Source organism: Bradyrhizobium diazoefficiens (genome assembly GCF_016616885.1).
GTDB classification, from domain to species: Bacteria; Pseudomonadota; Alphaproteobacteria; order Rhizobiales; family Xanthobacteraceae; genus Bradyrhizobium; species Bradyrhizobium diazoefficiens_F.
Window position 1 is genome coordinate 6,967,988 of record NZ_CP067102.1, and the last position, 25,827, is coordinate 6,993,814.

28 protein-coding genes and 2 pseudogenes are annotated in these 25,827 nt (G+C 61.3%); 15 read left to right on the plus strand and 15 right to left on the minus strand.

Annotated elements, in window-relative coordinates; translation table 11 throughout:
* The first annotated feature begins 28 nt into the window (after nt 1-28).
* The gene (locus JJC00_RS32440) at nt 29-1,375 is read left to right on the plus strand and encodes an IS5 family transposase (RefSeq protein ID WP_200469845.1); all 1,347 of its coding nucleotides are present in this window, start codon (nt 29-31) and stop codon (nt 1,373-1,375) included.
* A gap of 116 nt (nt 1,376-1,491) precedes the next feature.
* Nucleotides 1,492-1,689, plus strand: a complete 198-nt coding sequence (locus tag JJC00_RS32445; RefSeq protein WP_200469846.1) for a hypothetical protein — start codon at nt 1,492-1,494, stop codon at nt 1,687-1,689.
* A gap of 197 nt (nt 1,690-1,886) precedes the next feature.
* Here JJC00_RS32445 and JJC00_RS32450 read toward each other — a convergent pair whose 3' ends face one another.
* Together JJC00_RS32450 and JJC00_RS32455 are read right to left on the minus strand one after the other, a co-directional pair.
* On the minus strand, nt 1,887-2,078 hold the full coding sequence (locus JJC00_RS32450) for a CsbD family protein (protein ID WP_200469847.1): 192 nt from the start codon (nt 2,076-2,078) through the stop codon (nt 1,887-1,889).
* Between the two features lie 140 nt (nt 2,079-2,218).
* Nucleotides 2,219-2,635, minus strand: a complete 417-nt coding sequence (locus JJC00_RS32455; protein WP_200469848.1) for a hypothetical protein — start codon at nt 2,633-2,635, stop codon at nt 2,219-2,221.
* A 176-nt stretch (nt 2,636-2,811) separates the two neighbouring features.
* On the opposite strand from JJC00_RS32455, the gene JJC00_RS32460 reads away from it, so the two are divergent.
* From JJC00_RS32460 to JJC00_RS32470, 3 genes are all read left to right on the plus strand, one after another.
* Nucleotides 2,812-3,240, plus strand: a complete 429-nt coding sequence (locus tag JJC00_RS32460) for a hypothetical protein (RefSeq protein WP_200469849.1) — start codon at nt 2,812-2,814, stop codon at nt 3,238-3,240.
* Complete coding sequence (locus JJC00_RS32465; RefSeq protein ID WP_200469850.1) at nt 3,237-3,455, plus strand: hypothetical protein; 219 nt, start codon at nt 3,237-3,239, stop codon at nt 3,453-3,455. Before JJC00_RS32460 ends, JJC00_RS32465 begins: the two co-directional genes overlap by 4 nt.
* Nucleotides 3,456-3,834: 379 nt before the next feature.
* Complete coding sequence (locus tag JJC00_RS32470; RefSeq protein WP_200469851.1) at nt 3,835-4,293, plus strand: hypothetical protein; 459 nt, start codon at nt 3,835-3,837, stop codon at nt 4,291-4,293.
* Between the two features lie 569 nt (nt 4,294-4,862).
* Here the strand turns inward: JJC00_RS32470 and JJC00_RS32475 are convergent.
* Nucleotides 4,863-5,843 carry a group II intron reverse transcriptase/maturase gene (locus tag JJC00_RS32475; protein WP_246773999.1) on the minus strand — a complete coding sequence of 327 codons (981 nt, stop codon included), beginning with the start codon at nt 5,841-5,843 and terminating at the stop codon, nt 4,863-4,865.
* Between the two features lie 1,053 nt (nt 5,844-6,896).
* Here JJC00_RS32475 and JJC00_RS32480 point away from each other — a divergent pair.
* Nucleotides 6,897-7,163: a hypothetical protein gene (locus tag JJC00_RS32480; protein ID WP_246774000.1), complete on the plus strand. Its 267-nt coding sequence runs from the start codon at nt 6,897-6,899 to the stop codon at nt 7,161-7,163.
* A 43-nt stretch (nt 7,164-7,206) separates the two neighbouring features.
* On the opposite strand, the gene JJC00_RS32485 is transcribed toward JJC00_RS32480, so the two are convergent.
* Entirely contained in the window at nt 7,207-7,434 is a 228-nt protein-coding gene (locus tag JJC00_RS32485) for a hypothetical protein (protein WP_200469852.1), read from the minus strand.
* Nucleotides 7,435-8,360: 926 nt separating this feature from the next.
* Here JJC00_RS32485 and JJC00_RS32490 point away from each other — a divergent pair.
* Nucleotides 8,361-8,600, plus strand: a complete 240-nt coding sequence (locus JJC00_RS32490) for a hypothetical protein (RefSeq protein WP_200469853.1) — start codon at nt 8,361-8,363, stop codon at nt 8,598-8,600.
* Between the two features lie 38 nt (nt 8,601-8,638).
* Here JJC00_RS32490 and JJC00_RS32495 read toward each other — a convergent pair whose 3' ends face one another.
* Nucleotides 8,639-8,815 (minus strand): hypothetical protein, encoded by a 177-nt coding sequence (locus JJC00_RS32495; protein ID WP_200469854.1) that lies wholly within the window; start codon nt 8,813-8,815, stop codon nt 8,639-8,641.
* A gap of 1,387 nt (nt 8,816-10,202) precedes the next feature.
* Here JJC00_RS32495 and JJC00_RS32500 point away from each other — a divergent pair.
* Nucleotides 10,203-10,658 carry an SgcJ/EcaC family oxidoreductase gene (locus tag JJC00_RS32500; protein WP_200469855.1) on the plus strand — a complete coding sequence of 152 codons (456 nt, stop codon included), beginning with the start codon at nt 10,203-10,205 and terminating at the stop codon, nt 10,656-10,658.
* A gap of 184 nt (nt 10,659-10,842) precedes the next feature.
* Here JJC00_RS32500 and JJC00_RS32505 read toward each other — a convergent pair whose 3' ends face one another.
* Nucleotides 10,843-12,279 (minus strand): IS1182 family transposase, encoded by a 1,437-nt coding sequence (locus tag JJC00_RS32505; protein WP_200467820.1) that lies wholly within the window; start codon nt 12,277-12,279, stop codon nt 10,843-10,845.
* A gap of 114 nt (nt 12,280-12,393) precedes the next feature.
* Here JJC00_RS32505 and JJC00_RS39045 point away from each other — a divergent pair.
* Nucleotides 12,394-12,537: pseudogene (locus JJC00_RS39045) on the plus strand (IS5/IS1182 family transposase); the annotation flags it as partial.
* Nucleotides 12,538-12,802: 265 nt separating this feature from the next.
* On the opposite strand, the gene JJC00_RS32510 reads toward JJC00_RS39045, so the two are convergent.
* From JJC00_RS32510 to JJC00_RS38440, 5 genes and pseudogenes are all read right to left on the minus strand, one after another.
* Nucleotides 12,803-13,003: a DUF6494 family protein gene (locus tag JJC00_RS32510; protein WP_200469856.1), complete on the minus strand. Its 201-nt coding sequence runs from the start codon at nt 13,001-13,003 to the stop codon at nt 12,803-12,805.
* A 953-nt stretch (nt 13,004-13,956) separates the two neighbouring features.
* Nucleotides 13,957-15,030 (minus strand): HupE/UreJ family protein, encoded by a 1,074-nt coding sequence (locus tag JJC00_RS32515; protein ID WP_246774001.1) that lies wholly within the window; start codon nt 15,028-15,030, stop codon nt 13,957-13,959.
* A 20-nt stretch (nt 15,031-15,050) separates the two neighbouring features.
* Complete coding sequence (locus JJC00_RS32520) at nt 15,051-16,070, minus strand: hypothetical protein (RefSeq protein ID WP_200469857.1); 1,020 nt, start codon at nt 16,068-16,070, stop codon at nt 15,051-15,053.
* A 35-nt stretch (nt 16,071-16,105) separates the two neighbouring features.
* The gene (locus tag JJC00_RS38435; RefSeq protein ID WP_433996536.1) at nt 16,106-17,038 is read right to left on the minus strand and encodes a Gldg family protein; all 933 of its coding nucleotides are present in this window, start codon (nt 17,036-17,038) and stop codon (nt 16,106-16,108) included.
* A 72-nt stretch (nt 17,039-17,110) separates the two neighbouring features.
* Nucleotides 17,111-18,064: pseudogene (locus tag JJC00_RS38440) on the minus strand (IS110 family transposase); the annotation flags it as partial.
* A 298-nt stretch (nt 18,065-18,362) separates the two neighbouring features.
* Here JJC00_RS38440 and JJC00_RS32530 point away from each other — a divergent pair.
* Nucleotides 18,363-18,641 (plus strand): hypothetical protein, encoded by a 279-nt coding sequence (locus tag JJC00_RS32530; RefSeq protein ID WP_200469859.1) that lies wholly within the window; start codon nt 18,363-18,365, stop codon nt 18,639-18,641.
* 25 nt (nt 18,642-18,666) lie between these two features.
* Here the strand turns inward: JJC00_RS32530 and JJC00_RS32535 are convergent, their stop codons facing one another.
* Nucleotides 18,667-18,855, minus strand: coding sequence for a DUF3606 domain-containing protein (locus JJC00_RS32535; protein ID WP_200469860.1), 189 nt, complete (start codon nt 18,853-18,855; stop codon nt 18,667-18,669).
* A gap of 242 nt (nt 18,856-19,097) precedes the next feature.
* Between JJC00_RS32535 and ligD the strand changes: the two genes are divergently transcribed.
* Complete coding sequence (ligD, locus tag JJC00_RS32540) at nt 19,098-20,045, plus strand: non-homologous end-joining DNA ligase (protein WP_200469861.1); 948 nt, start codon at nt 19,098-19,100, stop codon at nt 20,043-20,045.
* A 77-nt stretch (nt 20,046-20,122) separates the two neighbouring features.
* On the opposite strand, the gene JJC00_RS32545 is transcribed toward ligD, so the two are convergent.
* The 3 genes from JJC00_RS32545 to JJC00_RS32555 form a co-directional block, all read right to left on the minus strand.
* Nucleotides 20,123-20,587 carry a metallophosphoesterase family protein gene (locus JJC00_RS32545; RefSeq protein WP_200469862.1) on the minus strand — a complete coding sequence of 155 codons (465 nt, stop codon included), beginning with the start codon at nt 20,585-20,587 and terminating at the stop codon, nt 20,123-20,125.
* On the minus strand, nt 20,584-21,087 hold the full coding sequence (locus JJC00_RS32550) for an NUDIX domain-containing protein (RefSeq protein ID WP_200469863.1): 504 nt from the start codon (nt 21,085-21,087) through the stop codon (nt 20,584-20,586). The genes JJC00_RS32545 and JJC00_RS32550 overlap by 4 nt, the downstream gene beginning before the upstream one ends.
* Before the next feature lie 283 nt (nt 21,088-21,370).
* Entirely contained in the window at nt 21,371-22,303 is a 933-nt protein-coding gene (locus JJC00_RS32555; RefSeq protein ID WP_200469864.1) for a Ku protein, read from the minus strand.
* 141 nt (nt 22,304-22,444) lie between these two features.
* Here JJC00_RS32555 and JJC00_RS32560 point away from each other — a divergent pair, with 141 nt between their 5' ends.
* From JJC00_RS32560 to JJC00_RS32575, 4 genes are all read left to right on the plus strand, one after another.
* The gene (locus JJC00_RS32560) at nt 22,445-22,840 is read left to right on the plus strand and encodes a hypothetical protein (RefSeq protein ID WP_200469865.1); all 396 of its coding nucleotides are present in this window, start codon (nt 22,445-22,447) and stop codon (nt 22,838-22,840) included.
* Between the two features lie 46 nt (nt 22,841-22,886).
* Nucleotides 22,887-23,336, plus strand: a complete 450-nt coding sequence (locus JJC00_RS32565) for a hypothetical protein (RefSeq protein WP_200469866.1) — start codon at nt 22,887-22,889, stop codon at nt 23,334-23,336.
* A 3-nt stretch (nt 23,337-23,339) separates the two neighbouring features.
* Nucleotides 23,340-24,065 (plus strand): SOS response-associated peptidase, encoded by a 726-nt coding sequence (locus JJC00_RS32570; RefSeq protein WP_200469867.1) that lies wholly within the window; start codon nt 23,340-23,342, stop codon nt 24,063-24,065.
* A 228-nt stretch (nt 24,066-24,293) separates the two neighbouring features.
* Nucleotides 24,294-25,781 carry an amidohydrolase family protein gene (locus JJC00_RS32575; RefSeq protein WP_200469868.1) on the plus strand — a complete coding sequence of 496 codons (1,488 nt, stop codon included), beginning with the start codon at nt 24,294-24,296 and terminating at the stop codon, nt 25,779-25,781.
* The last annotated feature ends 46 nt before the right edge of the window (nt 25,782-25,827 follow it).

Consider the following 25,827-nt stretch of genomic DNA (forward strand, 5'->3'; position numbering starts at 1 on the left):
GTGATTCTGTGGTGCATCGGAGGGGACGATGCGGCCGAAGAAGCGCAAGACGACGGGATCGAACGATCTGTTCCGGGCACGGCTGGACCAGATCATCAACCTGAAGCACGAGCTGGTTCTGCTTGCCGGCAAGATCGATTGGGACTGGATCGACGGCGAGATCGCACCGCTCTATAGCGAGAACGGCCGGCCGGGGATCGAGACCCGCTTCATGATCGGGCTGCTGTTGCTCAAGCACATTTACGGGCTGTCGGATGAAGGGGTGTGCGAGCGCTGGGTCCACGACCCGTATTTCCAGTTCTTCACCGGCGAAGAGTTCTTCCAGCACGCCTTCCCGCACGAGCGCTCGGACCTGAGCCATTGGCGCAAGCGGCTTGGCGACAAGCTGGAGTTGCTGCTGGCCGAGAGCCTGCGGGTTGCACACGAGGCCGGCGCGTTACGCGGCCAAGACCTCAAGCGGGTCACGGTCGACACCACGGTGCAGCCGAAGGCCATCGCCTTTCCGACCGATGCCAAGCTGCTGCATGCGGCCATCAAGGGGCTCAACCGCCTGGCGAGACGTCACGGCGTCAGGCTGCGGCAATCCTATTCTCGCGTAGCCAAGGCCGCCGCGATGATGGCGGGCCGCTACGCCCATGCCAAACAGTTCAAGCGGCACCAGCGGCAGTTGCGCATCCTGCGCTCCCGGCTGGGCCGGATCATCCGCGACATCCGCCGCAAGATCGAAGGTCAGGCCGCGCTCGAGGAGGCGTTCACCCTGCCACTTGGCCGGGCCAGCCAGATCCGCTCGCAGCAGCAGCGCCAGCGCGGCTGGAAGCTCTATTCCTTCCATGCCCCGGAGGTGGAGTGCATCGGCAAGGGCAAGGCCTCAGCCCCTTACGAGTTCGGGGTGAAGGCTTCCATCGTCACCAACAACCGCCGGGCCCCCGGTGGCCTGTTCGTGCTGCACGCCAGGGCGCTGCCCGATAACCCGTACGACGGCCACACCTTGCGGGACGTCATCGACCGTACCGAGACGCTCACCGGATGCGCGATCGAGCGGGCCTATGTCGACAAGGGATACCGCGGCCACGACGCGCAAAATCCCCGTCGCGTCTTCATCTCAGGCCAGAAGCGTGGCGTCTTCGGTGTCATCAAGCGCGAGCTGCGCCGACGTTCCGCCATCGAGCCCATCATCGGACACCTGAAGTCAGAAGGCCACCTCGGCCGTTGCCGCCTCAAAGGCCGCGCCGGCGACGCCGCCAACGTCATCCTCTCAGCCGTCGGCCACAACTTCCGCCGCATCCTCGCCTGGCTCAGAGTTCTTTGGCGCCTCATCCTGACCGCACTTATCGCTGCCATCAGCGGCTGCCCAGCGCTCAGATCAGCTTCTTAACGGACGACGATCTACTCGGCTTTCGGCTAGCGCTGATTTGGCTGGCTTTGGTCGCCGGCTTCTTGGTCAACTTACTCGTTTGGTAAGCGCCTTCGCGGTCGAGATGGACGTTGTCCATGCCTGCCACCAAGCCAAGCGTCGCGATCATCGGCACAGGTATCCGGACCCTATCCATGATCTTTCTCGATCTCCCGAAGACCGAAACAGCCCTTGAGCTCGGCCGCAAGCTTGCACTGGAAACGGGGCGGCGGGTGACGGTGAGAGATCAAGAAGGGGCCATCCTTAGCGTATTCGAGCCAGCGACTCCGAATTGAGAAGGACGCCTAGGCTGCACGGCCGATTAGGTTGGCCGCTTTTGGCCCATCGCTTTCATTGAAGCTTGCAGCTACATGTCGGTTGATGGGAGCAGACCGAAAATTTGCCGCTCAGAAAGTCGGCCTGCACTCAGCCGGCCTCCCCAATTAAAGAAATGGCCGCCCGGAGGCGGCTAGTTCTTGGTTTTACATCTTCACTACTTTTTGAGGGCATCAGCGGCGTCCCGCGCCGCATCCTTCACATCTCCAACGGCGTTGTGGGCGGATCCCTTGGATTTATCAATCTTGCCTTCAGCTTCCATGTCTTTGTCGCCACTAAGTTTACCGACGCCTTCTTTGATGGCGCCTTTTGCCTTGTCGGCAGCACCCTTCACGTGTTCGCGGTCCATGATCGTGTTCCTTTGCTAGTCCGGATGACCTGTCCAACGAAGGAGTTGCGCGGTGGTTCCTCGGAGAACAAGCTCCGCCCTTAACAGCAGACATTAGGCCCGATCTGGCAGGTACTGGGCGCCCCCACAACAATTGCGCTCTAGCGCAGCACCATATGGCGACCGCCACAGGTCGAACCTTCGCAAATCCCCTTGCGCTTCGTAGCCTCGAAAGCATGAAACCATTCTTTCGACAGAAGTCGCCCATGAAAAACTTCAAGCCGAACTGGGCTCGCTCCGTGCGCGCCGGTACTTTGAACAACCGCCGCGCCGCCGCCGAGGCGGCGTTCTCTGACGCCAAGTTCAAGTTGCAGCGTCACAACCTCGAAGCCGAACTCGATGCGGATGATAAGGCGCGCGCAAAGCTGGAGGCAGCCGTCGCCGCCAGCGCGTTGACGCGAAACGGCTATGCCGACGCGCTTGCGGAGGTGCAGACCACAATCGCGGACGCCGAACAGAAGCTCACGGCGGAGCGATCCGTCATGGAGCGCAAGGCCGCAAGCGAAAAGCTGGCGCATGATCTCGATGCGTTGAGCGCGCGCTGCCGGACCATCTGGCGGCAGGTCAGCGCCTTGCGGACGCCTTCGAGAAACTTCGCTTTTATTTCGAGAGCGGCGCCATCGCGCGGTTCGTCGGCAACGCGGCGGCACAGGTCGATGTCGCGGCGGGGGTCGCGCTCGTTGAGTTGCGCGGCATGGTGGACGCGATCCACAACGGCGCGGCGCCGATCCCGGCAGCGAAGGCGGTTTCCGCTTCCGTCCCGGTCCCTGAACCGGCCATGCCGACGCAAACGGTCTTCATGATGAAGTCCGCGAAGTACCGTGACCATGACGGCCGCTCCCGCTTCGCCGAACAATCTGAAGATGCCGACATGCCCGTGACGACTGCGCAGCGTGCACTGCGCCTGGGTGTGGCGGTCCCGGTGACCGATCCAAAGGGCGCTCGGCTCCGCGGTTCGCGCGGCGGTGATTTTGATCCGAAGGCGCCCGATGTCGTCGATTTCGACGCTGTCGAGGAGCCCAAGAACGTGTCGCATATCGATCCGGTTCTGCGCGAGGCCAACTTCACTCCGCTCCCCGTCGCGGAACCGCGCACGATCCTGATTGACGTTCCGCGGTCATGAAGGCAGCACCGCGGGGCTGGCAGCCCCACGAGATTACCCGCCGAGTTGATGGCTGGGTCGTCGATCCGGCCAACCACGGCAGCATTCCAGCGGCGGTCGCGAAGCTGATCGCCCGCGCCATGCCGGGCTTCCGCGGCCACTCGGTGGCTGACATTCGTGCACGTATGCTCGCTCGGCAGCGCATGTACGATCAACTGTCCAAGCTCCGCAAATGAATAGCAGCTCCCGAGGTCCGGAGGAGGCGTCGCAATCTTGCGCCTGTGGCGTCGGAAGGCGGCCAGTTCATCCCGTCCGGTGAGCTGGCCGCAGGGGTGCCGCTTGAGTTGAGAACGCACCAGTTGAAGACGAGCACGACGAATACGATGATTTGCTCGCCGAGATCGGCCGCACCGAGGACGAGCGGATTGCAGTTCATGAGGCCGGTCAGGCCGTGGCCGCGCGCTTACTCGGCAAGCCGCTCGGCGGAGCAACAATCAATCCCGGCCCAAACGGGAAGTACGGCGGCCTCGTGTGGGGTCCGCTAACAGCGTTGCCTTCGGCAACGACGACGACACCGATATCGTACCAGAACTGTGCGACAACTTGCGGGAATTGATGCCGCAGGATGGCGAGGCCCGCGGCAATGCGGCCGATGTCTACTTGCACGCACACGACCGTTGCGTCGAGCTCGTTGCAGCATCTGTCGCCGAGCGCATGCTTCTGCCAGGCGAAGCTGTGTCGTCTGTTAGTGACGTTGAGCAAGCGGTCGCGCTCACGTCATTGGTCTGCAAGTCGGCGGAGGCAGTCGAGCGCTTTCTCGCGTTTGCCGAGCAGCAGGCCCGCGATCTGTTGCGCTCGCACGGCCACATCATCATGGCCTTGAGTATCGCGCTAAAAATTCGTCGCATCCTGACGGGCGCGGAGATCGACGACGTAATCGCAACGACGGTCGCGGGTCTAAGTTGGCGGCCGAGCGCCGGCGCCGCGCCGAATGGCGCAAGGGCGAGCTGGTGGCCGAGCGCTTTCGTGCCGCATGTGATCACGCAAGTACCGCAGTCCCGTGCCAAATTCTGAACCAGATCGGATGCGGTAATCGGGGACATCAAGGATCGTAAGGCACGGCGGATGTAACCGGCCTGATGATCTTGAAGGGCCCCGATGTGCAACGCGTCGGGGCCTTTGTTGTAGCGCGCTAGCCTCCGGCAAGAAACGCGGGTGGAGGAACCCTATCCTAAGCTAATCATTAAAGTTCCAATCCCGGGACCCCTCGTTTAGCCGCCCGCGCAGTGTCTCGGCGATACAAGGTTTCGGTCTAAGTCGAGCAGACAGGGTTCGGGGAAGTACGAGGCGGGCCGGAAAAAGACCGCCCGAAGGCGGTCTTTTCAGTGCAGGCCCGGGCCAAAATAGATCGGGATCAAACGTGCTCCGCCCGGAGTGATTGCGAGCTAAGCATCATCTGACGAGCGCTGCCTCACAATTATAGTTGCAGTTCTGAAATGGAAAGAGTGCGCTTTTCCATTTGATGATGCGCCCGTTCGCGGGTGCCCTTCGCTTGGATCGGCATAGGGGGCGACCTTGTGGGTCGCTCCCCTGCCACACCACCCGGCATGCGGGTCCGCACCGGGCGGTTCGAGAAGTTGAGGTCATGAGAGCCGGGGCAGCCCCAGCCGGTCCGACCAGTTCAGGGTCAACACGGCGTTGAGGAGCATGCCGCTGTTGCGCCGCCAGCGACGGCTATTGGCCGCCACCTGTCGTGCAGCGTCAGGCTTAGCCCCCATTACCAGCAGTTCCCTATACATGGTCGTGCCGCGCTTCCACTGCTTGAGCTGGATGGCGCGCAGCCGATGACGCAGCCATTGGTCGAGCTCTCGCCAGACCCGTGGTGTTTGCGCCAGCCGGAAGTACGCCTTCCAACCCCGGATGTAAGGCCGCAGATGGTCCACCACATCCTGCATACTGCGCCCGCCACTTCGGCAGGTCAGTTGCCGGACGCGCTGCTTGAACGTCCTCATCGGCTTTTCGGCGACCTTGCGTTTGATCACGCCGCCCGGGGCCACCCAAAAGCTGTAGCCCAGGAACTTGCGACCAAACACGCTGGCCACTGCGCTTTTGGTCTCGTTGACCGTCAAGTGCAGTTTGCCGTAGAGCCGCCGAAGCAGCGCCATCACCCGTTCACCTGCCCGGCGGCTGCGAACGTAGACGTTCGCATCGTCGGCGTAGCGCACGAAGCAATGGCCCCGGCATTCCAGAGCCTTGTCCACTTCATCGAGCAGCACATTGGCCAGCAACGGCGATAGCGGGCCGCCCTGCGGCGTCCCCATCGCGCGCCTCTGGACCACGCCATCGTCCATGATCCCGCTGTTCAGATACGCCCGGATCAGCCGGATGACCCCGGTGTCTCCGATCCGTTTCTGAAGGCGGTCGATGAGGATGTCGTGATCGACCCGGTCAAAGAACTTTTCCAGGTCCACATCCACTACGATCCGGCGACCCGATTGCACGTATGACTGCGCCGCGAGGACGGCATCATGCGCGTTTCGGCCCGGCCGGAAGCCGTAGCTGTGCTTGCTGAAGGTCGGATCAAGAATGGGCTGCAACACTTGCAGCAGCGCCTGCTGGATCAACCGATCCGTCACCGTCGGGATGCCGAGCTCACGCTCGCCGCCGTCAGGCTTGTCGCACCGGACTGGGTCGGTACGTCCCCGACAACAGTTGCTCGCGGAGCGCGGGCCACGCCGTACGCAGATGCGCGACCGTCTGATCGATGTCCAGACCATCCACGCCGGCCACGCCTTTGTTGGCCCGAACCCGTTTGAGCGCCCGCTGCAGGTTCTCTCTCGTCAGGGCTGCCAGAAGCAGCCCTGATCCCGTGCTCCCCGATCCACGCCGCGGGCGGCGCGCTTCGTCGCTGCCCGAGCCAGACGCGGCTTCACCGCGTCCTTCCTCGAGCCGCCCTGCTTGCGCAGGCGTCTGACGCGATGCTTGCCACCTCGGCATGGTGTTGGACCACTCCCTCTCGTTCGGCCCTTCGCCTCCGGGTCGGCTTTGCTGCCTTCCCACCGACTACTACGGCCTCGGCTGACTTCTCGCTCCGGCTCGACACCGTCGCCCTTTCGGGCACAAGGCGAGATCTCCCCAGGTAAGAACGCACTCCTTCACTGCACGGCCGCCGGATCTACGCCGCTTCCCCTCGATCACGAGAGCTTCGCGGTTTCTGGCCCGCTCGCCCTGGTCGGCAACGCCTTCTATCCGGTTCTTGTTCATCGGCCCGCAGCTTCGCTCCGCGCTTCCTCCCCACATTTGGTCGCCCTCATGCAGTTGCGCTTCACTTCGCTCGTTGTGATCAACTCGCGATGGGACTTGCACCCACAAGAGTGCGCCCATGCTGGGCGCACCAAAAAAAGGCTCCAGTTGTGGGACTGGAGCCTTCCTAACGAGCGCTTCCGACATGGGGGGCTTGTGGTTCGAAAGAGCGCCTTCATTCTGCGCTGGGCTTTTCGCTCTCGTCAATGCTTCGAGCCAAATGCACCCGGAGAAACCAAAAGTCAGACGATTGCGCTGTCACTAAATCCAATGAAACATCGGACTATCGCTCGTCATTTCAATCTGCGAAGTTTCAACTCCGACGTATGACAGAGAATAGTGCTTGTGAAAAACAGGCCGAAGGGAGGTTCGCAATGGAGAAGGTGCGACGCTTGCGCGCGATGGGTTCGCTGTGCCGTCAACAGGCCGCGTACAACAGCATGAACAAGTGGAAGCTCCTCGCGGAAGCGGAATATTGGGAGCACCTGGCCGATCTTGAGCTGTCTTCCTACTTCCAACAATGCAATGCCGTTAGCTCAAATGAAATAACACAGCCTCAAGCACTCACAGACGCGAATGGCACTCAATGGGAGACGATTGCCGCCCAAGCAGCTGTGACCGCTAACGACGCGCAATGGTAGTCCGTCGCATCGAGATCACGGTTCGCCGCACGCGATAAGGCCGTCACTCTTTCGGCAGCTCCAACGCTTCGACGGCCCGACTGCAAATTTGGCTGGGGTCTTTGAGGCCGGTCTGGCCGATCTCGATAATCTTCTTGGCGATCAGCTCGGTGAGCGGGTCGTTCCGATCCTTTACGCCGATGGTGCGCAGGGCCTGTTCGTAAGCCGTCGAAAGCCGGGCGATCTCTTCAGGTCCCAGAGGTGAGTTCTGTAGTATTCGGTAAATTGCCACGCTGCTGCCCCCCGTTGGAATACAGCATAGCACTCGTTCACCGACCCCGAGCTAGAGCGAACCAGAGCTAACCTTAACGTGGGGGGATGGTATTCATCCGAATGCGTCCCGCTCCGCTCCATCGCTGGCGTACCGGGGTGCATCGCGCGCCTCCCCGCACGCCAGCCCATCGGAGGGCTGCCACACACCGTCCCTTTCAACCGCCCGAAGGGACCGGCCGGCCTGAGGCGACTTTGCGCAACATCAAAACGGATTGGTTCACACTGACTACGCTAGCTCCGTAGCCGAACAACCCTGTTGTCAGGCTGCTGAGGTTATGAGGCCCGGACTCCTAGGCACACCGGGCCTCGCTTTAGGTTCTCTTATTGACCACTTGGGTCGACATCACCGGAGGCTCGACATGTGCACCAAAAATTATGCTGACGATCTCAATGCCACCGTGCGCCATGCCCTAGAGACAACCCGTGCCATCGCGGTCTGCCCGTTCCACTCCGAAGTCAGCATCCGCGTACGTGACGATGCAGCCGAAAGCCACGCCTTTGAGCGCGCCAAGAGGATCGTTAGGAGCGATCGCACGAATTGGGAAACGCAAGCCCTCCGGCAAGAAGTCGCACGGAAGCTTGGCAAAGCAGCAGATGGGGGGTGCCCACGCTTCGCTAAACATTAAACGCCGCGCGCCGGGCGGCGCATACGAATTCATCCCTCAATCGCGAGGTTCACATTGTTCCTATCGGTCGCCTTAGCGCACAGTTCCAGAATTAACTTGCAGCATGAGCATCAAGCTTAATTCTAGGCCGTGATTGCGGCCGCGCTCCAGAGGACTAGGTTTGCGCACACCGGACATTGCCCTTGTCCGTTCCACCCTAGCGAAGTCGCCGCATCTTCATACTCGGTGCGGCGACTTCGTCACAGCTTGGCACGCGAGCATGAGAGAGCAGCCGGAACGCGAAACGCTTGATCTCATCGAGATGCGTCGCCAACTTACGGCACTCCGTTCAAAGCACTCGGACAATCTTTTGATTGCTTCGCTGTTGAACCGATTTTTCGTGAAAGTCGCATTTCTAGTAGAGCCAACAGACCTTGCGCAAGAGCAGTATCTCCGATCGGAGTTCGAACAAACGTTGATAAAGGTCAAAGAGATCGCGGCACGGACGAAATCTGAGTAAGGCATAAAGGCATCGCGCCAGCTTCGATTGCTGATTATCTATTTCGGCTCGTGCTTCTCAGTTATCTCTCGCGCAGCCAACCCAAGCTCCAGCTCTTGAAGCAGCTCAATTAGCAACTCTACGATCTCCGCATAGTCAGACGGCGCAAGTGAATGCACGCCGCGCATTGTCATCTGGTCTTTGAGAATGGCCGCCATCATGGCTTTGACGCTCATGCGTCCTCATCTGAAAATTGGATCGTCATAAAATCAATCTTAAGTAGATGCCAAAGATTGCGGATGCGCAACGTCCGTAGAATTACGGACGCAACGGGACCCCGACTAAGTTTGCAGTGCAGCACGGCGTGCGAGGTACCACCTTATAGCGCCCAGGCTGAAGCGGGACGTGGCATCAGCTAAACCTTTGAGCGCGAGCATTCGGTCGACAGCAACAGGATTCCCAGCGTTCGCGCCATTCGCTGCACTGATCCGGCGTAGCGGCCAAGTTCGGCAGCGATCTTCGATGCGCCAACTCCTTGCCGGGCCAGCCTGACCATTCGCCGGGACCTCGTGTTCGGCCCATTGCTTTGGCTTCGGTGTTTTCATGGTCCGGCGCTCAACCGGCACCAGTTAACCAGTGCCCCTAGTTGCCAGCACTTGGGAAATTTACGGGTTTCCGCATGAGCCGAGCGGGCTCTCGCGCGCTAGTTCGACACCGGTCCTTGCGAAACAGTTCGTTAGCTTTCTTGTGGCTTGCTGGGAGCGTGCCGATTACCGCTGATTACGGCACACGGAATGGGAATGTCGGCCCCGGCTGTTTCTCCCAACCTGCGGCTGGGGCCGTTTTGAACTTTCGCAGCATTGTTCGACCCGGTCCACAACTATGCTTAGAGACATTGCTATCGCGCTATTTGGACTGGGCATTTTATCCCAGGGTCGATCAGGCGTACTTCTATGGCCGCAATACTGACGGTGCACTCAGGCTTGTGCGCGAGATCGGCCGCGGGTTTGGCCTATAGATCATCGCACTAGCAGCTTCTCGCCGCGCTCCCACGCACCATATTTCCACGCTGTCCAATTCCGCTCTTGCCGCCACTCATCGAAATTGTCCTCCGTCCGCTTGGACAGGAACACCGGCCACTCCCCCATGAACGCGGTGCGTGCGCTCTCGAATGTCGCCGCTGTGCCAGAGGTGCATTCGCCAGGGCGTGCTCCTGGATAGAAGCCAAACCGCCATTGCCATGGATCGGTTTCGGCCGGATTGCCGCTTCGCAAGCCGATGCCGCCGAGATGGACATCGCCGTAATAGATCAGTCAGCGCTCTTGGTGAGCGTCGCGGTCTCTCCGGCGGGTGAGATGGAGCATAGCGCATCAAAGCGCCGGGGCTTGCCGCTTGCAAATTATCAAGGGGTTGCGGATTTCGTCGGCGCCGGGCTACTCGGTCTCGTGGGTGTGGCTAGGTCTGCTGTCGAGAGTGGTCCGGACATCGGGGAATGTTTGCCTCGAAGGGTGCTTTTGACCCTGACCTGACATCAGGACGCAAGCGCGGGCGCTGTACTTTGAGGGGCCAATGCCTAGTCTGAGAGGCGTGCTTTTTTTTGGAGAGCTATGAGAGGAGAACACAATGACACGAATTGCCCAGGTAACTTGCGTCGCAGTGATGTTGATGTTGGCTGTAGCCGTAGCAGTGGCCGGCCCAGAAGAAGACGGGAATGCCGCGGTGGACCGTTGGTCCGTTGCATATAACACCAATGATCCAGAGACCATCGCCCAGAACTATTGTCCTGATGCAATCCTTCTCGGAACGGTCAGTCCTGTTATCTCCACAGGGACGCAAGCAATCATAAAATATTTCACACCCACGAAGGGGACGGGTAACAAAAATTCGATTGACGAACGGCATACGATAACAATCAGTGATAACGCCGTCGTCGTCACCGGCTTTTATACATTTACTCGCATGGTCGATGGTAAGGCGATACCCAATCCATCACGCTTCACAATGCTTGTTACGAAGCGGGGAAATCAATGGTGCATAGCGCATCACCATTCTTCGCCACACGTTCTGCCGAAGAGCTGATACCGAAGCGAGGCTGCACCGGTTGTCGCCTATTGGCCCAGGCCGTGTGAAAATCCCGTAACTTGGGGCACTCCGGCGCATTTCAACGGCTGCCGCGCTTCTAATTCGGTGGAACCGATCTCCTGTCATCTCAGTGGCAACCAGGAGCTTCATGTAGGCGCTGATTTGGTCGCAGAGGCCGGCCTTACGCCTGCATCGCCTCCAGCAATCCGCCGACGCCCACGATCATCATCACGCGCTTCATATTGTAGGCGAGCACGTTGAGCGCCATCTCGGTGGCCACCTTTGACAGATTTTTCGTGAGAAAGTGCGTTGCTCCCATCCAACACTTCATCGTGCCGAACGGATGCTCCACTGTCTGACGGCGGACACCCATTGAACTGGGGTTGTGGTCGAGCCGATCCTGAACCTTTTCCAGAACAGCCTCATGCTCCCAGCGTGAGATGCGGCGCTCGGGGCCGGTCGTGCACTGAGCTTTTAGTGCGCAGGTCTTGCAGGAGCTTGTCCAATAGCGGCGCAATGTCTTTCCGTCCTCTACGTTCGCATAGTGATAAGTTAGCCGCTCGCCGGCGGGACAGCGATAAACATCGTCGGCGGCGACATAGACGAAGTCCTGTTTGCCGAAGCGGCCAGCAGCTTTGGCGCCCGAAGTCATCGGCTTCGGCAACGTCACCGTAATGTCGGCTTCCTCGCAGGCCTTGATCTCCTCTCCATCGTAATAGCCGCGATCTGCCACGACTTCGAGCGTCTCGACAGCCATCTCATCGCGAGCCTGCCTGGCCATGTTGGCGAGTTGGTGGCGGTCGGTACCCACGTTGGTCACCTCATGAGCCACAATGAGATGATGCTGCGTATCAACTGCAATCTGCACGTTATAGCCCACGATCCCGGTGTCCTTGCCGCTTGTCGCCATCGAGCGCGCGTCAGGATCGGTCAGCGAGATCTGCTTGTCCTCACTCTCCATCATCTCCGCATTGATCGCGTTGAGCCGGACGATCTCCTCCTTGAGCTTCTCGATCTTGCCCTTTAACCGCTCAACCTTCGCCTCTGGCACCGCGTCGCCATGCCGATCGGCGGTCTCGAGCTGCGAGAGATAGCGGGCGATGCTCTCATCGATCCGCTCAAGACGCCGCTTCATCTTGGCCTCGGTGAAGTTCTTGTCCCGCGCATTGACAGCCTTGAACTTCGATCCGTCGATGGCGACGCTCGCTGCAACAAGCAGATCAAGCTTGCGGCACAGCGCGACGAACTCGCGGCAGACCTCACGAATGGCCCTGCCATTGTCCTTGCGGAAATCCGCGATGGTCTTGAAGTCGGGCGCCAACTGCCCGGTCAGCCAGATCATCTCGATATTGCGCTGGCATTCCCGCTCCAGGCGTCGGCTCGACGGCACGCGATTGAGGTAGCCGTAGATGTAGAGCTTGAGCATAACACCAGGGTGATAACTGGGTCGGCCGGTGTCGAGTGGCTGGACACCGACAAACCCGAGCTTGTCGAGATCGAGACCGTCGACAAACACGTCGACCGCTCGCACCGGATTGTCCTCGGCCACATAGTCGTCGAGCGATGCCGGAAACAGTGTGCTTTGCCCGCGATCCAGCCCTTCAACAAAGCGCTTCATCTGATCCCCGCAAAAAGCTTCGGGAATCTTATCGCGCGAATCACAGCAAACAGAGCCTTTTCACACAGCCTGGGCCCGAAGGCGAAGATTCGACGCGTCGGCATTAGAAGCCAGGGCAGCAAGTTCAAAGCGGTGAACAACCGAAACAAGAACTTCACACGGGCGAAGGTGGAGCGGCGGCGCGCCCAGCTAGAGGAGAGCGTCGCGCGCTATCTGAGCCAACTTGACACGGCCGACCGGCAGGAGCCGACGGAGGCGCTAGCGGAGCGGGGCGTTCCGCCAATCTCGAAGCGATCACTCATCTCACAAGAGGGCTGGAAGCGTTTCGTGGATGCCGAGCGTGACCTCGCCGACCCCCGATCATGGAAAGAACTCTCCTGCTCTATTTCTTGCGTCGTGTGTCCTTAAGACTTCTCTCCCAGTCAGAGCCCCTATCACCGAAGCTTTCGAATCGACACCACAGACCAGATTGGAAATCGTCCTCCACGAAGAGGGGCGGCAATGCCGGGCAGCCGGGGCCTCGTCAGAGTGCGACTGTTTCCTCGACAACATATTTCAGCGGCGTCCCCTCAGCGGACAGGGTCATTCGCAGTTTGAGCTTGCCACCTTTCACCACCCCGCTTCGCACTAGGTTCTCGATTTCACGTTGCGATGTAACTCCGACATGCTTCAGAACTTTACGGATGGCCATATTGAGGCGATCTTCGTCGAACTCGGCTGTCATGGCTGTTCTCCCTGTTCGGGCAGGCAAAGTCTAACACGAGGTGAGCAAAGACCAAACATCGAGGCCCCCGCTCGCGTCGCCGTCGACTTCCTCCTTACCTGGATCGTCTACCAACCTCGGCCCGGATCTGAAGATTACACCTGACGCGGCAATGTCGGCAGTCTGAGGTGGACCGGACACGGCTGAGCGCAGTCCTCTACCGCTGTTGTGACCCACAAGAGACATTAGTGCGCATCGCTGAGAGGCGGGCGCGCGCAGCGCACGGCGAAGGTCTGCCGCGCCACGAGAATGTATCCCCCGGCCCGGCAAGTATTCTGATGCTCGTCGGTACTTGAACGTGAGCGCGGGGCTCGACGCGGCAGGAACGCTTTCATCTTCCGGCAACGCGGAGTGATCTGAATCGGCCACAGGCGGTCCAGAAGCGAGCAAGCAAATCTGGTCCTGAGCGGCCCGAAACGTTCCGGTCCGCAAGGCGCATCGGTACCGGGACAGGTCGCCCAGAAGGACGAGCACGCTGCGTGGACGCTGTCGCCGCAAATTGGCTGGTGTGGTGGCCGCACTCTCTCTGTCCCGTGAGGTGCTCGAGCCGATTACGCTCGCGATTCTCTGTCCTTCGTGCTCTCGCCTTTGGTAACTTGCTTCGCCGCTTGCGGCTGGGCGGTGCCGTCGGTTCTGATTCAGTTCTCTTTGCGGTTGATCGGCGTCGCGTCGCGGCCGCGACGCGCTGTGAACGAAGTGCGTCAGCTGCTCCACTGCGCCCCGGCGCGTGCCTCAGCAATGCATTCCTGAGATTGCGGCGGGGCCGCGAATAAGCTTCGTAGTCCCTCGCTGACCAAAGCCAGCGCGACGCGGGGCCGATGCCATTTCCCGCACCGTGACCGGCGCGGCTTCGCGCGTGGGATCGAATGGACCGCTGAGAAGTCTAGTATCTGCCTCTCCGATCGGTTGAGTTGCTATGCATCGACCACGCCCGTGAAGAACCAATAGCTGCCGAGCAGGGTAATCAGCGCCGACAGCGCATAGACCAAAGCTGCGGGCCTCGCCGGCTTGGCTCCATCGATCGCCACGAGCCCGTCTAGGCCAATCAGCGGCGGAATCACCATCGCAACGATAGCGACCTGGCCGATCTCGACGCCGATGTTGAAGGCCGCGAGTGCCGGCACGACCGCATGTGACGGAAGGCCGATCTCCTGCAGCGCGCTGGCAAAGCCGAAGCCGTGGATCAGCCCGAACATGAAGGTAACGCGCCAGCGCCGGTCGATGTCCCGCGAAAAGAAATTCTCGACGGCAACGAACACGATCGATGCCGCGATCGCGGGCTCAACGATCCGGCTCGGGATGACGACGATGCCGAGCGCCGCCAGCGACAGCGTGATCGAGTGCGCGATCGTGAACGCCGTCACGATCTTGATGACGGGAACGAGCCGTCGCGCCCAGAGCACGACGGCGACCAGGAAGGCGATGTGGTCGTAGCCGAGAAAGATGTGCTCGATGCCGGTGACAAGATAGCGTTGCATCGTCGAGGCGAGCGATGGTGCCGGCGCCGACAGTGTCACGGTCGTGTTGTCGGCATCGAGCAGCGCCTGCGCCTCGTGTCCGCGTTGCGCGACCAGCACGACCTGCCGCGCGGACGGATCCTTCTCCGTCATCACCGTGGAGCGATAGATGATGTCGCCGGCCACGGTGGCGCAGGAGAAGGTGTTGCGGAAGATGATGCCGTCGCCATCGGCGAGGATCGCGGCCTCGCCGGCCGGGCACGCGATGCCGGCGGCGTTCCTCACGGCCAGATGCGCGGTCACATAGGCGAGGATCACCGGCGTGGCGGCGGCGACTGCGGCGGGATCGACCGTATCCTCCTTGGCGTCATAGAGCTTGGTGCCGACCAGACGGTCGACGTCGCTGCCCTTGAGCCCTATCTCGACGGTTACCATGCGGTCGTCGGTGGAGGCGAGCCGCGCTGTGGAGAGGTTGATCTGATGCGCCCAGGCCGGCAGGGCCAGGTCCAGCAGTGTCAGAATTGCAGCCAAGGACCCCCGCCACGATCGTCTCACGATGCCGCTCCGACGGCGCGCAACAGCTCCGTGAGACGGCGCATCTCGAACTCGGCCACGGTGACCACGGCGCCATCGGGCGCAAGCCGCGCATAGCGATCGAGCGGATCGGCTGAGGCACCGAATTCGAGCCGCGCCAGCGGCGTCGACGAGTCGCGCGCGAAGGCCAGTAGGATCAGGCCGGGCAGATTGAGGCCATACCGCGCGAGCTGCGACGGCTCGGCGTGCCCGATGCGCGTCTCGACAGCCGACGCATCGAACGCGCGCAGCGCCGCGTCGATTATGCGGGCCTGAGCGGGATCGGCGACATGGGCGGCGTTGCCGGAGGCATGGCTGTGCTGGCCGAGATGACGGAACCAGTTGCCGTCGCGGTCACGCTCGAACCGCGTCAGCCTGCCGGCAAACACGATCTCGATCGCCCAAATCTGCGCGATCGAGACCGGCAGCAGCAGGTCCTTGCCGCGGCTTGCCGCGCCGTGGCCTGCCTGGTCGCGGGAGCGGCGCGCGATGTCGAAAGCCACGCGCCACTCCTCCGCCACATGGCGTGGCATCAGCGCGACCGTGGCCTTGCCCGCGAGCCGGACGTAATGCGAGGTGCTCGCCGGATTGAGCGCGCCGAAATTGATGGTCGCAGCAGTGCCGCCGTTCGCCTCGATGGTAGCGACGATGACTGGCGGATCGAGGCCGAACTCGGCGAAGCTCGCGAATGTGAGCTCGCTCGCCGGCATCTCGCGCACGACCTCGCTGACATTGATTAGCCGAAGCGCCGTATCAAGATGCTTGCCGAGCTCGGGCGGCACGGCGCCATCGACAGCTTCGATGCCCCAGCCGGACGCCCGGTGGACGAGCACGATGCTGTCGCCGCCGGAGCGTATCGCAACGCGACGCACGTCAGCCGGCGCGATCGCCACCAGGCCCTTTGGCGCAAACGCGACCTTGCTCCGCAATTCCGGCCACTGCCCGCTGATCACAAGAACGGCGAGCAGCGCCAGCAGCAACGCGGCCAATAGCGGCATTCGCCATCGTCCGGTCGTGCTTGCAGCCGCTGCCCTCACCGCCGCCTCCACCACATCAGCATGCCGAACAGCGCGGTGCTCAGAGGCAATAGGACCTCCAGCACAAGGAAGCTGTCGCGCATCTGGCGGCTCGTCAGCACAATCTCCGGCAGCTTGAACGGCTGCGGCGGCACGCTCGGGCTTGCATCATCCTCGGCGAGCCAGCGCAGCATCGACACCGACAGCTCGCCGTTGGAGACGTAAGGGAAGTATTCGTTGCTGGCTAACTTGCTGGTACCGGCGACTATGAGGCGAAAGCGTTTGTCCTCGCCCGCGCCGGGCCAGGTCCCCTCGAGCGCAACCGCGAGCGGCTGCGGGCCGGACTTTGCGCTCGGCGCCTCTTCGCCTGTTGCGGCAACCACGGCCGTGGGCGATTTCAGATAGCTGTCCTGGCTGCTCGCCGCCAGCACGACGACACCGACCCCTGACGGGGGCTGCGCCACCGAGATTGGCCGCGCCTGCGGGAATACTGTCAGCGCGAGGCGTTTTGTGATCGGATGGGTGGGATAATAGGGTACCGCTACCTTGTCGGAATCTGTACGGAAATGATTGAGGGGATCGACGACGATCGCGGCGTCGCTCGCCAGCCCGACGGGCCTGAGCAAGAGCCGCTCGAAATCGCCGGATATCTCCGACAGCGGATCGAGCAGCAGGAGGAGCCGGCCGCCGCCTTTGAGGTAATTACCGAACAGCTGCACCTCGTCTGCGGCAAACACGGTGCGCGGTCCGATCTCGGCGATCACCGAGCAGTCGGGCGGAATTGCCGACGCCGTCGCGATGACGAGCTCGCGCATCTCGAAGCCGATCTGGTTCAGCGCGAGCTGCAGCCGGTCGAGCTGCTCGGGCGCGGCCTCCAGCACGTCGCCGGCGCCGGGCGTCTCATGGCCCTTCAGCGTCTCGACATGGCTATAATGGAAGTGCGACGGCATCGGGCGGAAAGTCTCGCCGTGCCCGGTGACGAAGCAGACGGTCTCTGTGCGCTTGCGCAGCACGCGCAGCGCTGCCAACGCTATGGCGACCAGCTTCGGCGGCTTGCGCGCGATCATGTCTTTCAGCCAGGGCCAGGAGCGGCTATCGCGTCGCCGCACATCTGCGATCACAGCCGTCGCGCCAGCGACCAAAACGGTTCGTAACATGCCGTCACCGGCGCGCGTAATCACGCCGAGCCTGTTCTTTCCGGCCGTTGAATGGTTCTTTGGTGTCAGGCCAAGCCAAGCAGCAAAGTTTCTTGCGGACTTGAACCCACCTGCATCCACGACCTTGATTGACAGCAGCGTCGCGCCAATCGGACCAATTCCCGGAATGGCCGCCAGTCGCCGGCTCATCTCGCTACTCCGGTGGAGGTGCATGAGCTTCTTGTCGAGCTTAGTGATCTGGTCATCGACGCGCGCCAGCTCTGCCGCCAACGCCTCCACGAGCTCCAGCGCCAAGTCGGGAACTGTCTCATCAGCCCGAATATCGATCAGCAACTGATCAAGGCGCGAAAGCCCCTTAGGCGCAGTAAAGCCAAATTCCGCGGCGTAGCCGCGGATCGAATTGGCGAGCTGGGTACGCCTGCCGATGAACTGGCTGCGCACGCGCGTGAGCATCTGCGCTCCCTGCTGCTCGGGACCTTTGATCGGCACAAAGTTCTTGCGCAGTTTCGGCCGACTCGCTGCTTCACAAATCGCCTCAGCGTCCGCGGCGTCGGATTTCCCGCGCTGCACATACGGCTTGACATATTGCGGCGGGATCATCGCCACCTCGTGGCCGAGCGATCGTAGCTCCCTCGCCCAATAGTGCGATGCTCCGCAAGCCTCCATCGCGACAAACGCAGGTGGCAAACGCCTGAAAAACTCCAGAACTTGGCCGCGCCTCAACTTGCGCCGCAAAACCGGCAGCTCCGACCCGTCAACACCATGCAACTGAAACACACTCTTTGACGTATCCAAACCAATGCGAACAATCGTCTCCACGCGCGGCTCCTTCGTTTGAGGTCAGACAACCTCAGTCTAGCCACGCAGAGTGGCGGAAGGGGGCCGTCCACCCCAACACGAGAGCCCGGTGCGGCGACAGCCGCACGCGCAAAACGGATAAGACGTCTGAAGTGTCGGAAAGCGGTTTCTTCAGTTCGTTCTCGCCCCACCTGGCCGGCTGGAAAATTCGGCCTTCGAAGGACCACGAGATCCCACGATCCGGAATCCCAGTCGTGTGTTAGCGATGGGGAACGTCTGCGGGACTAAACGATTCGTGTCAGCGTGGGAGAACCTTTCAATGCTGATGACCAAGCAGAGACGGTCAGCGATCCGCACCCTGCGCGGTTGGGCGATCAATGTGCTGAACGAAGCCAGCGCCATCCGCGAGTGCGAGGAGCACGGTTGGATGCAGGACCGCGCCGATCCGCATGCCCGAGAGCGGGCCTTCGATATCGCCCGTCGGGATCCGCCAGCAGGCATCTCCCCTCAAGCAGCGGAGGCCGCGGTTCGCGCCGTGCTGGACTCGATTGGTGATACCTGCCCAGAATGCCCCTCTGTCGAGGAGGACCGGCCCTAACCCCCGACGCAGACACGTCTCCGACTCAGCGGCCTAGCCGTTTCTCTACACGCTTGCGCGAGCTGCCGACCTTCTTGACTGCTTTTTTCACCGCGCGTGCCGACTTTCCAGTCTTCTTTGCCTCGTACTGCACTTCGTAGTCCTGCCCGCCAGCCACCCGCGCCCGGTCCTGTTTTCGGCCGCGCGCCGTCTTGCTCTTCCTCGCTACCGCCATCGGTGCCTCCTGTTGTGACATCGAAGCAACGCGACAGGGATTCGCAGGTTCCGGAACGATTCGAACTGTGCCAATTTGAATCGGCTGTAGGTGGAGTTCTTCGGTGGCCTTTCAGCGTGAAAGGCCGGCGGCTATCGGCGTCAAGGCGCTTCTCCCCGGCTTCATCGAACCGCCCTGGCCACATCGAGCAATAAGGTGCCATCCCTGCATTATGCAACACGATCTGAAGGATTGACCCTTGAATGAGCCGGACGTCGACCCTGCCCAAACGCCTACAGCCAATGCTCGCTACGCTCACCGACGCGCCGTTCGATGACCGCGGCTGGGTTTTCGAGGATAAATACGATGGCTTCCGGATGATCGCGGAAATCCGCCGGGGCAAGGTTTCGCTCTACAGCCGCAACGGCAAGATCATCAGCCGCAGCTATGTCGAGGTCGCCAAAGCGCTGGAAGGCGTGAAGGGCGATGCCGTGATCGACGGCGAGCTCGTCGCGATCGGAAAGGACGGCGTCTCGCATTTCCAGCTACTTCAGAACGCGCTGCGCCATGAAGCGAAGCTCCTGTATTGCGCCTTCGATCTCCTGTTTCAGGACACAGTTGACTTGCGCAAACAGCCTCTTCTCGCGCGCAAGGAGCGGCTGAAAGCGATCCTGCCACGTCACCGGCTGATCGCGTTCAGCCGTCACCGCAAAGCGAACGGCACGAAATTCTTCGCGGAGGCCGAGCGGAAGGGTCTGGAAGGCATCATGGCGAAGCGCGCCGACAGCGCGTATGCGTCCGGAAGCCGGACGGCGGATTGGCTGAAGATCAAGACAGCAAAGCGGCAGGAAGTGGTGATCGCGGGCTTCACAGCGCCCAGGCGCACCAGGCCGTTCTTCGGCGCCCTGGTCCTCGCCGTGCGGGAAGACGACACTTGGCGCTATATCGGACATGTCGGCACTGGCTTCAGCCACAAGGTCCTCGAAGACCTCTATGCCAAGCTCTTAAAGCTGACGACCCCTAAATCACCCTTCCCTGCCAAAGTGAAGGACGAGGCCGCCACGACCTGGGTCAGGCCCTCGTTGGTTGCCGACGTCAAATTTGCGGAGTGGACGAGTAAGGGCGAACTGCGCCAGCCCGTCTACCTTGGGCTCAGGTCCGACAAGAGGGCGAAGGACGCCGTGCGCGAGCGAGAACGTCCGCGCAAGTAGAGCTTTCCTTCGGTGAAAGCCGGCAAAAAGACTGACGCACTCGCCTCCTCCGGCGTGAATTCCCTCCGCGGTGGCACTCAGTCGCCTCCAAGGTCGTGGATTTCCGGTCGCATGCCGTCAGGCGTGAGTTCGAGCGTCGCAAGCGTGATCGGCAGCTTGAAACGCCGGGGTCCAGCGCTGCCCGGATTCAGATAGAGAACGCTACCGACCATGTCGATCTTCGGCATGTGGGAATGCCCGGAGACGATGACGTCGATGCCTGCGCCGGGGTCGGCCTTCAGCGTCTTCAAGTCGTGCAGAACGTAGATCGACTTTCCCGCCAGGCGCACAAGGTTCGCATCGGGGTAGTCGCGAGCCCACGCGCCACTGTCCACGTTTCCGCGAATGGCCGTGACAGGCGCGATGCGACGAAGCGCATCGACGATCTCGGGGCGGCCGATGTCGCCGGCATGGATGATGTGATCGACGCCCGTCAGGCCCCGTTCCGCCTCGGGCCTCAACAGACCGTGCGTGTCCGAAATGATTCCAATCCTGAACATCATTTCCCGGTGCTCTCAACCGCGATCGCCAAAAGACGATCGAGAAACTCTACCTGAGCGGACAACATCTTGGTCCGCGCAAGATCGATATCGAACCATTCGGCGCGGTCGACTTCGGGAAAGTTCTGCCGTCGACCGCTTCGGGGCGGCCATTCGATATCGAAGGTATTGCTGATCAACGCCGCCGGGTCAAAGCGGCCCTCGCCGGCGAATGCGATGACGCGCTTCCCTCCTCGCTGTCGGACTTCCCCCAGGGCCTGGAGTGGGCCAATCGAAGCGCCCGGGCCAAGTTCTTCGGCAAACTCGCGTCGCGCGACGTTTTCCGGAGGATCGTTGGCATCGATTTCGCCCTTTGGAATGGACCAGGCGCCATCATCCTTCTTACGCCAGAACGGACCGCCGGGATGAACGAGCAGAACCTCGAGCCCACGAGCGGCCTTGCGGTATGCGAGAATGCCCGCGCTCAAGGTCGATCTCCTGGAAGTCTTTTTCACCGCAGCCATATCGCTCCTGCTTTGCAGAGCAATCGAGAGCCGGCGAGCTGTCGTCCCGCCATACCGGACCGCGCTCGCCGAGCGCCTGCTTAGCCCCGTCCACAGTCCTATGCACCGTTACTTCGGCCTCGCGGTCGGCCGCCTTCCTGGCGCGCGCACCGACCCGCCGGGCCGCCATTAGACGGCCGACGAGATGGTCTCGCGTCACCTCGTCGAGATGGGATTTGCCATTCGCCAGAGCCTGCCGCGGACGACGAAGTAGCGTCCGGCGTCACCGGATGCTTCACGACACCTAAGCCGACTTCCGCTGCGGCTTGGCCGCCGGCTTCTTCGCCGCGGCCTCTTTCGCCGTCTTCTTGCCTGCGATCGGCATCAGCATTTCCTTCTGCCCGGCCGCCGCCTTGCGCGGCTTCTTGGCTGACTTCTTCGGTGCCTCTGTCGCGGCCGCCCCCTCTCGTCCGATGCTCTTGCGCAGAGCGTCCATCAGGTCGACGACGTTCTCGCCTCGAGGGCGCGCTTTCGCGGTGATTGGTTTGCCGGCGCGCTTCTGGTTGATGAGATCGATGAGGGCGGTCTCGTATTGGTCTTCGAAGTTGTTCGGCTCGAAATGGCCCGCCTTCTGATTGACGATGTGTTTGGCGAGATCCAGCATGTCCTTGGTCACTTTGACATCCTGGATGTCGTCGAAATATTCATCCGCGGAACGGACTTCGTAGGGGTAGCGCAACAGCGTTCCCATCAAGCCCTTGTCTAGCGGCTCGAGCGCGATGATGTGCTCGCGATTGGTCAACACCACACGGCCGATCGCGACCTTGTTCATCTCGCGGATGGTTTCGCGAATGACGGCGAAGGCATCGTGCCCGACTTTACCGTCAGGACGCAGGTAGTAGGGTCGAATGAGATATCGCGGATCGATCTCGCTGCGGTCGACGAATTCGTCGATCTCGATGGTTCGCGTCGATTCGAGCGCGACGTTCTCGAGCTCCTCCTTGGTCACCTCGATGAACGTATCTGTATCAACCTTGTAGCCCTTGACGATGTCCTCGTTGTCGACCTCCTCGCCGGTATCGGCGTCGACCTTGGCGTACTTGATCCGGTGGCCCGTCTTGCGGTTGAGCTGGTTGAACGAGACCTTTTCGGATTCCGACGTGGCCGGATAGAGCGCGACCGGACAGGTGACGAGGGAAAGGCGCAGGAAGCCTTTCCAGTTAGCGCGGGGGGCCATGGGAACTCCGATACTGATACCGGATTCAAGACGAACGACCCGGCTTGGTTCCGACATTCGCTACCCGGCCCACAGGAGGATTTTTCTCAGCGGCGGCCTAGTCGGACTCGACATTTGTTCTTGGTATGTTCTAATTCGGGCATGACCGACCGACCCGCGAGCTGGCGCATGCCGACCCCAAAGCAGATGGAAAAATTGGCCGCTGAAGCCGGCCGTAGACGAGCGCCGTCCGCTGGGGGTGCAGATGCTCCGCTCCCGGCCGAATATTGGGAATCGGTCCTCAAAGACCCCCGCGCCGGCGCGACCGTGGCCCAGGCCCGGCAGCGACGCCTTTCGGAAATTAAGGCCCACGTGCTGCGCGTCTCCTGCCGCCGATGCGATCGGACCGTAGAAATCCAGACCGCCGATGCCGTCTGCTTGTATGGCGGCAACGCGCTCTGGAAGGACGTGGCGCAGCGCTTGCTCGACAGCACCTGCCAGCAGCGCACCGGCAGGCATGAAGAAGACGGGTGCTGGCCAGCGTTCGAGACGCCGTAGTCGCACAGAATTTGCCGATCCGATCTCTTTGCGCCTGGATGTCCGGATGGCCCCAAAGTATCACCCCACGCCCCTGTCGGGCGGCGATCGCAAGGCTCTGGCGAAAGAGCTCGGCAAGGCACGCGCGATGGCGAACATGCTGGCGACCCAATCGGCGGAGATGCGGGCCAAAGGCGAGGCGATGATCCAGCAAGCCGACAGGCTGCTTTGCGAAAGCTGGAACGAGCGGATGTGGAGTGACGGCGAACCGATCGATCCTTCGCCGACCATCGATCAGGCCGTGAACGGAGGCTTCCCCTGGCTGGAGATCAGGTGTGCGCGCTGCAAGACGCCGAGCGACGTTGACCTCGCGGCGATGAAGCACCCGCCGACCACCTTCGTGCATGATCTCGCCAGCCGACTGCGCTGCCGCAAATGCGCCAAGGCGGGCCGGCGTCCATCCGCGACTCTGCTACAGTTGACGTGGCAGCCGCGCCACCCTCGAACCGAATCCTGACCAATGTGCAATCTTTATTCGATCACGACCAACCAAGCCGCGATCAGCGCGCTGTTCCGTGTCGTGAACCGATACGTTGGAAATCTGGCGCCGATGCCGGGGGTTTTTCCCGATTACAATGCACCGATCGTCCGGAATGGAGCCGACGGCCGCGAGCTCGCCACGGCGCGGTGGGGAATGCCGTCGTCGTCAAAAGCGCTGATGGACGCCACGAAGAAGCGTGCGGAGAAGCTGCAGGCCAAGGGCAAGGCAGTGGATTTCAAGGAATTACTCAGAATTGAGCCGGACAGCGGCACAACTAATATCCGCAATGTGAAGAGCAAGCATTGGACGCGATGGCTGGGAGTCGAAAGCCGCTGCGTGGTGCCGTTCAACTCCTTTAGCGAATTCAACAAGGCCGAGGGAGGCGACATCTGGTTCGCGCTCGATGAGACCCGTCCCCTCGCCTGCTTCGCCGGTATCTGGACCAACTGGACGTCCGTCCGGAAAGTCAAAGAAGGTGAGACGACCAACGACCTCTTCGCGTTCCTCACGACGGAGGCGAACGCCGAGGTCGGCGCCATCCATCCGAAGGCGATGCCCGTCATCCTGACGACGCCGGACGAGGTCGAGACCTGGATGACCGCGGGTAGTGATGAGGCACTAAAGCTGCAACGACCGCTTCCGGATGGGTCGCTTCGGATCGTCGCTCGAGGTGTCAAGGAAGATCCGGCGGGATCCGCGACGTGACGGCGGCCGACATGGGTGCAGGGTGGCCGCGCGGCTCGGTTCACGAGCGCCCCCCGCCCCGCAAAGTCGCGATTGCGGATGGTGCCAACCGGTCGGTGCAGTGTGTAGGGGCGTTACCTCCCGGCGCAAGCCACCGTTGCTCTTGTATCTTCTCGCAACCCCGAGTTAAGTTGGGAAACCTTTTCAGAGCCGTATTTTCGATCACATCAATTCAGGGCACGTCCGCGCATGAGAACTCTTTTTAGAATCGCTGGGTGGAGCACTACCCTGGCCGCATTGGCCTTTTCAGCACTCACGACAGCCAACGCCGCCGACGATTGGACGATCAGCGGAATGGTGCTTAGCCCCAACGGCATCATCTCCGATGGCGCAATTGCCATCTCAAAGCAAATGATCACCGCTGTGGGTCCGAGTGCGTCGATCCCGTCGTCGTCCTCGGCGATCAAAGTCCCCGGCATAATCCTCCCGGGCTTCATCGATCTGCACGACCATCTGACGTGGAACGTTTTGCCACGGTGGATCCCAGCGAGGAAGTTCAACAACAGATATGAATGGCAGGATACCGCAGAATACGACAGGGCCTTGGTGGCCCCACACAACATAGTGCTTGCTGACGCAGCCTGCGAAACCGAGATCTATGCCGAAATCAAGGCGCTCGCGGGCGGCGCGACGTCGGTCCTTGGTGGATTGCTTGCGGACGTCAAACATCCAGACAACGCGAAATGCGTGGCCGGCCTAGCCCGTAACCTGGATACGGCTTCAGGCATACCGTTCAACATGCCGAACCCTGACCCGAAAGACTCCGTTTGCCCGACCGATGCGACGATCGACCGTACGGTGCTTGATGTAGTGGAGAATGACGTCTTCCCGCTGGAATTGATGCATGGTCGGATGGACTTCCTTCTATGCGAGCTCAAGGCAGGGACACTGCGTGGCATGGTCGTCCACCTTTCGGAGGGCGCACCGACTGATTCCGCGGCTCATCGCGAATACACCATGCTGAGCAAGGAAATCCTGCGGCAGAAGGACTTGAAGACCGGCATCGAGTCCGCCATCGAGCGAGAAGGCCTGATCCTCATCCATGGCACGGCGCTGCGCGACCAAGATTTCAAGGGCATGAAGGAAAGTAAGGTTGGGTTAGTGTGGTCTCCGCGCAGCAACGATGAACTATACGGCTCGACCGTTAACCTTGCAGCCGCCCATCTAGCGGACATCGACATGGCAATTGCTCCGGATTGGAGCCCGTCTGGCAGCGCTGGGATGCTCCAAGAGATGGGCTACGCCGCGCGGCACTACGGCGTGAAGTCCGACGACCTTATCAAGATGGCCACGTCAACACCGGCGAAGATGGCGCGTATCTCAGACTATGTCGGTAGCCTAGCTCCGAACAAGTTCGCGGATTTCGTCGTCGTCAACGTCACAGTCGATCCGACAAAGCCAACCGCTCTCGACCCTGTTGTTAAGGCCACTCCCGCCGACATTGCATTGGTCGTGGTTGGCGGCCAGCCCATCTTCGGCGATCCTGCACTGTTGACCCAGCTGCTACCGACTGGAACGGCGGTTGATCAAATGACCGTCTGCGGCGCAACGAAGGCTATCTATCTCGGCCAAAGCGAAGCAGGCCTGCGTGGTTGGGGCATCGCAGACATCAAGAAGGCACTAAATGCGGCTCTTGCGAAAGCAAGCTCGAGCCTGCCTGACATTGAGTGCGACTGATCACGTCATGGGTCTTCACTCGAAGTCATTGCAGCATCGGTTGGTT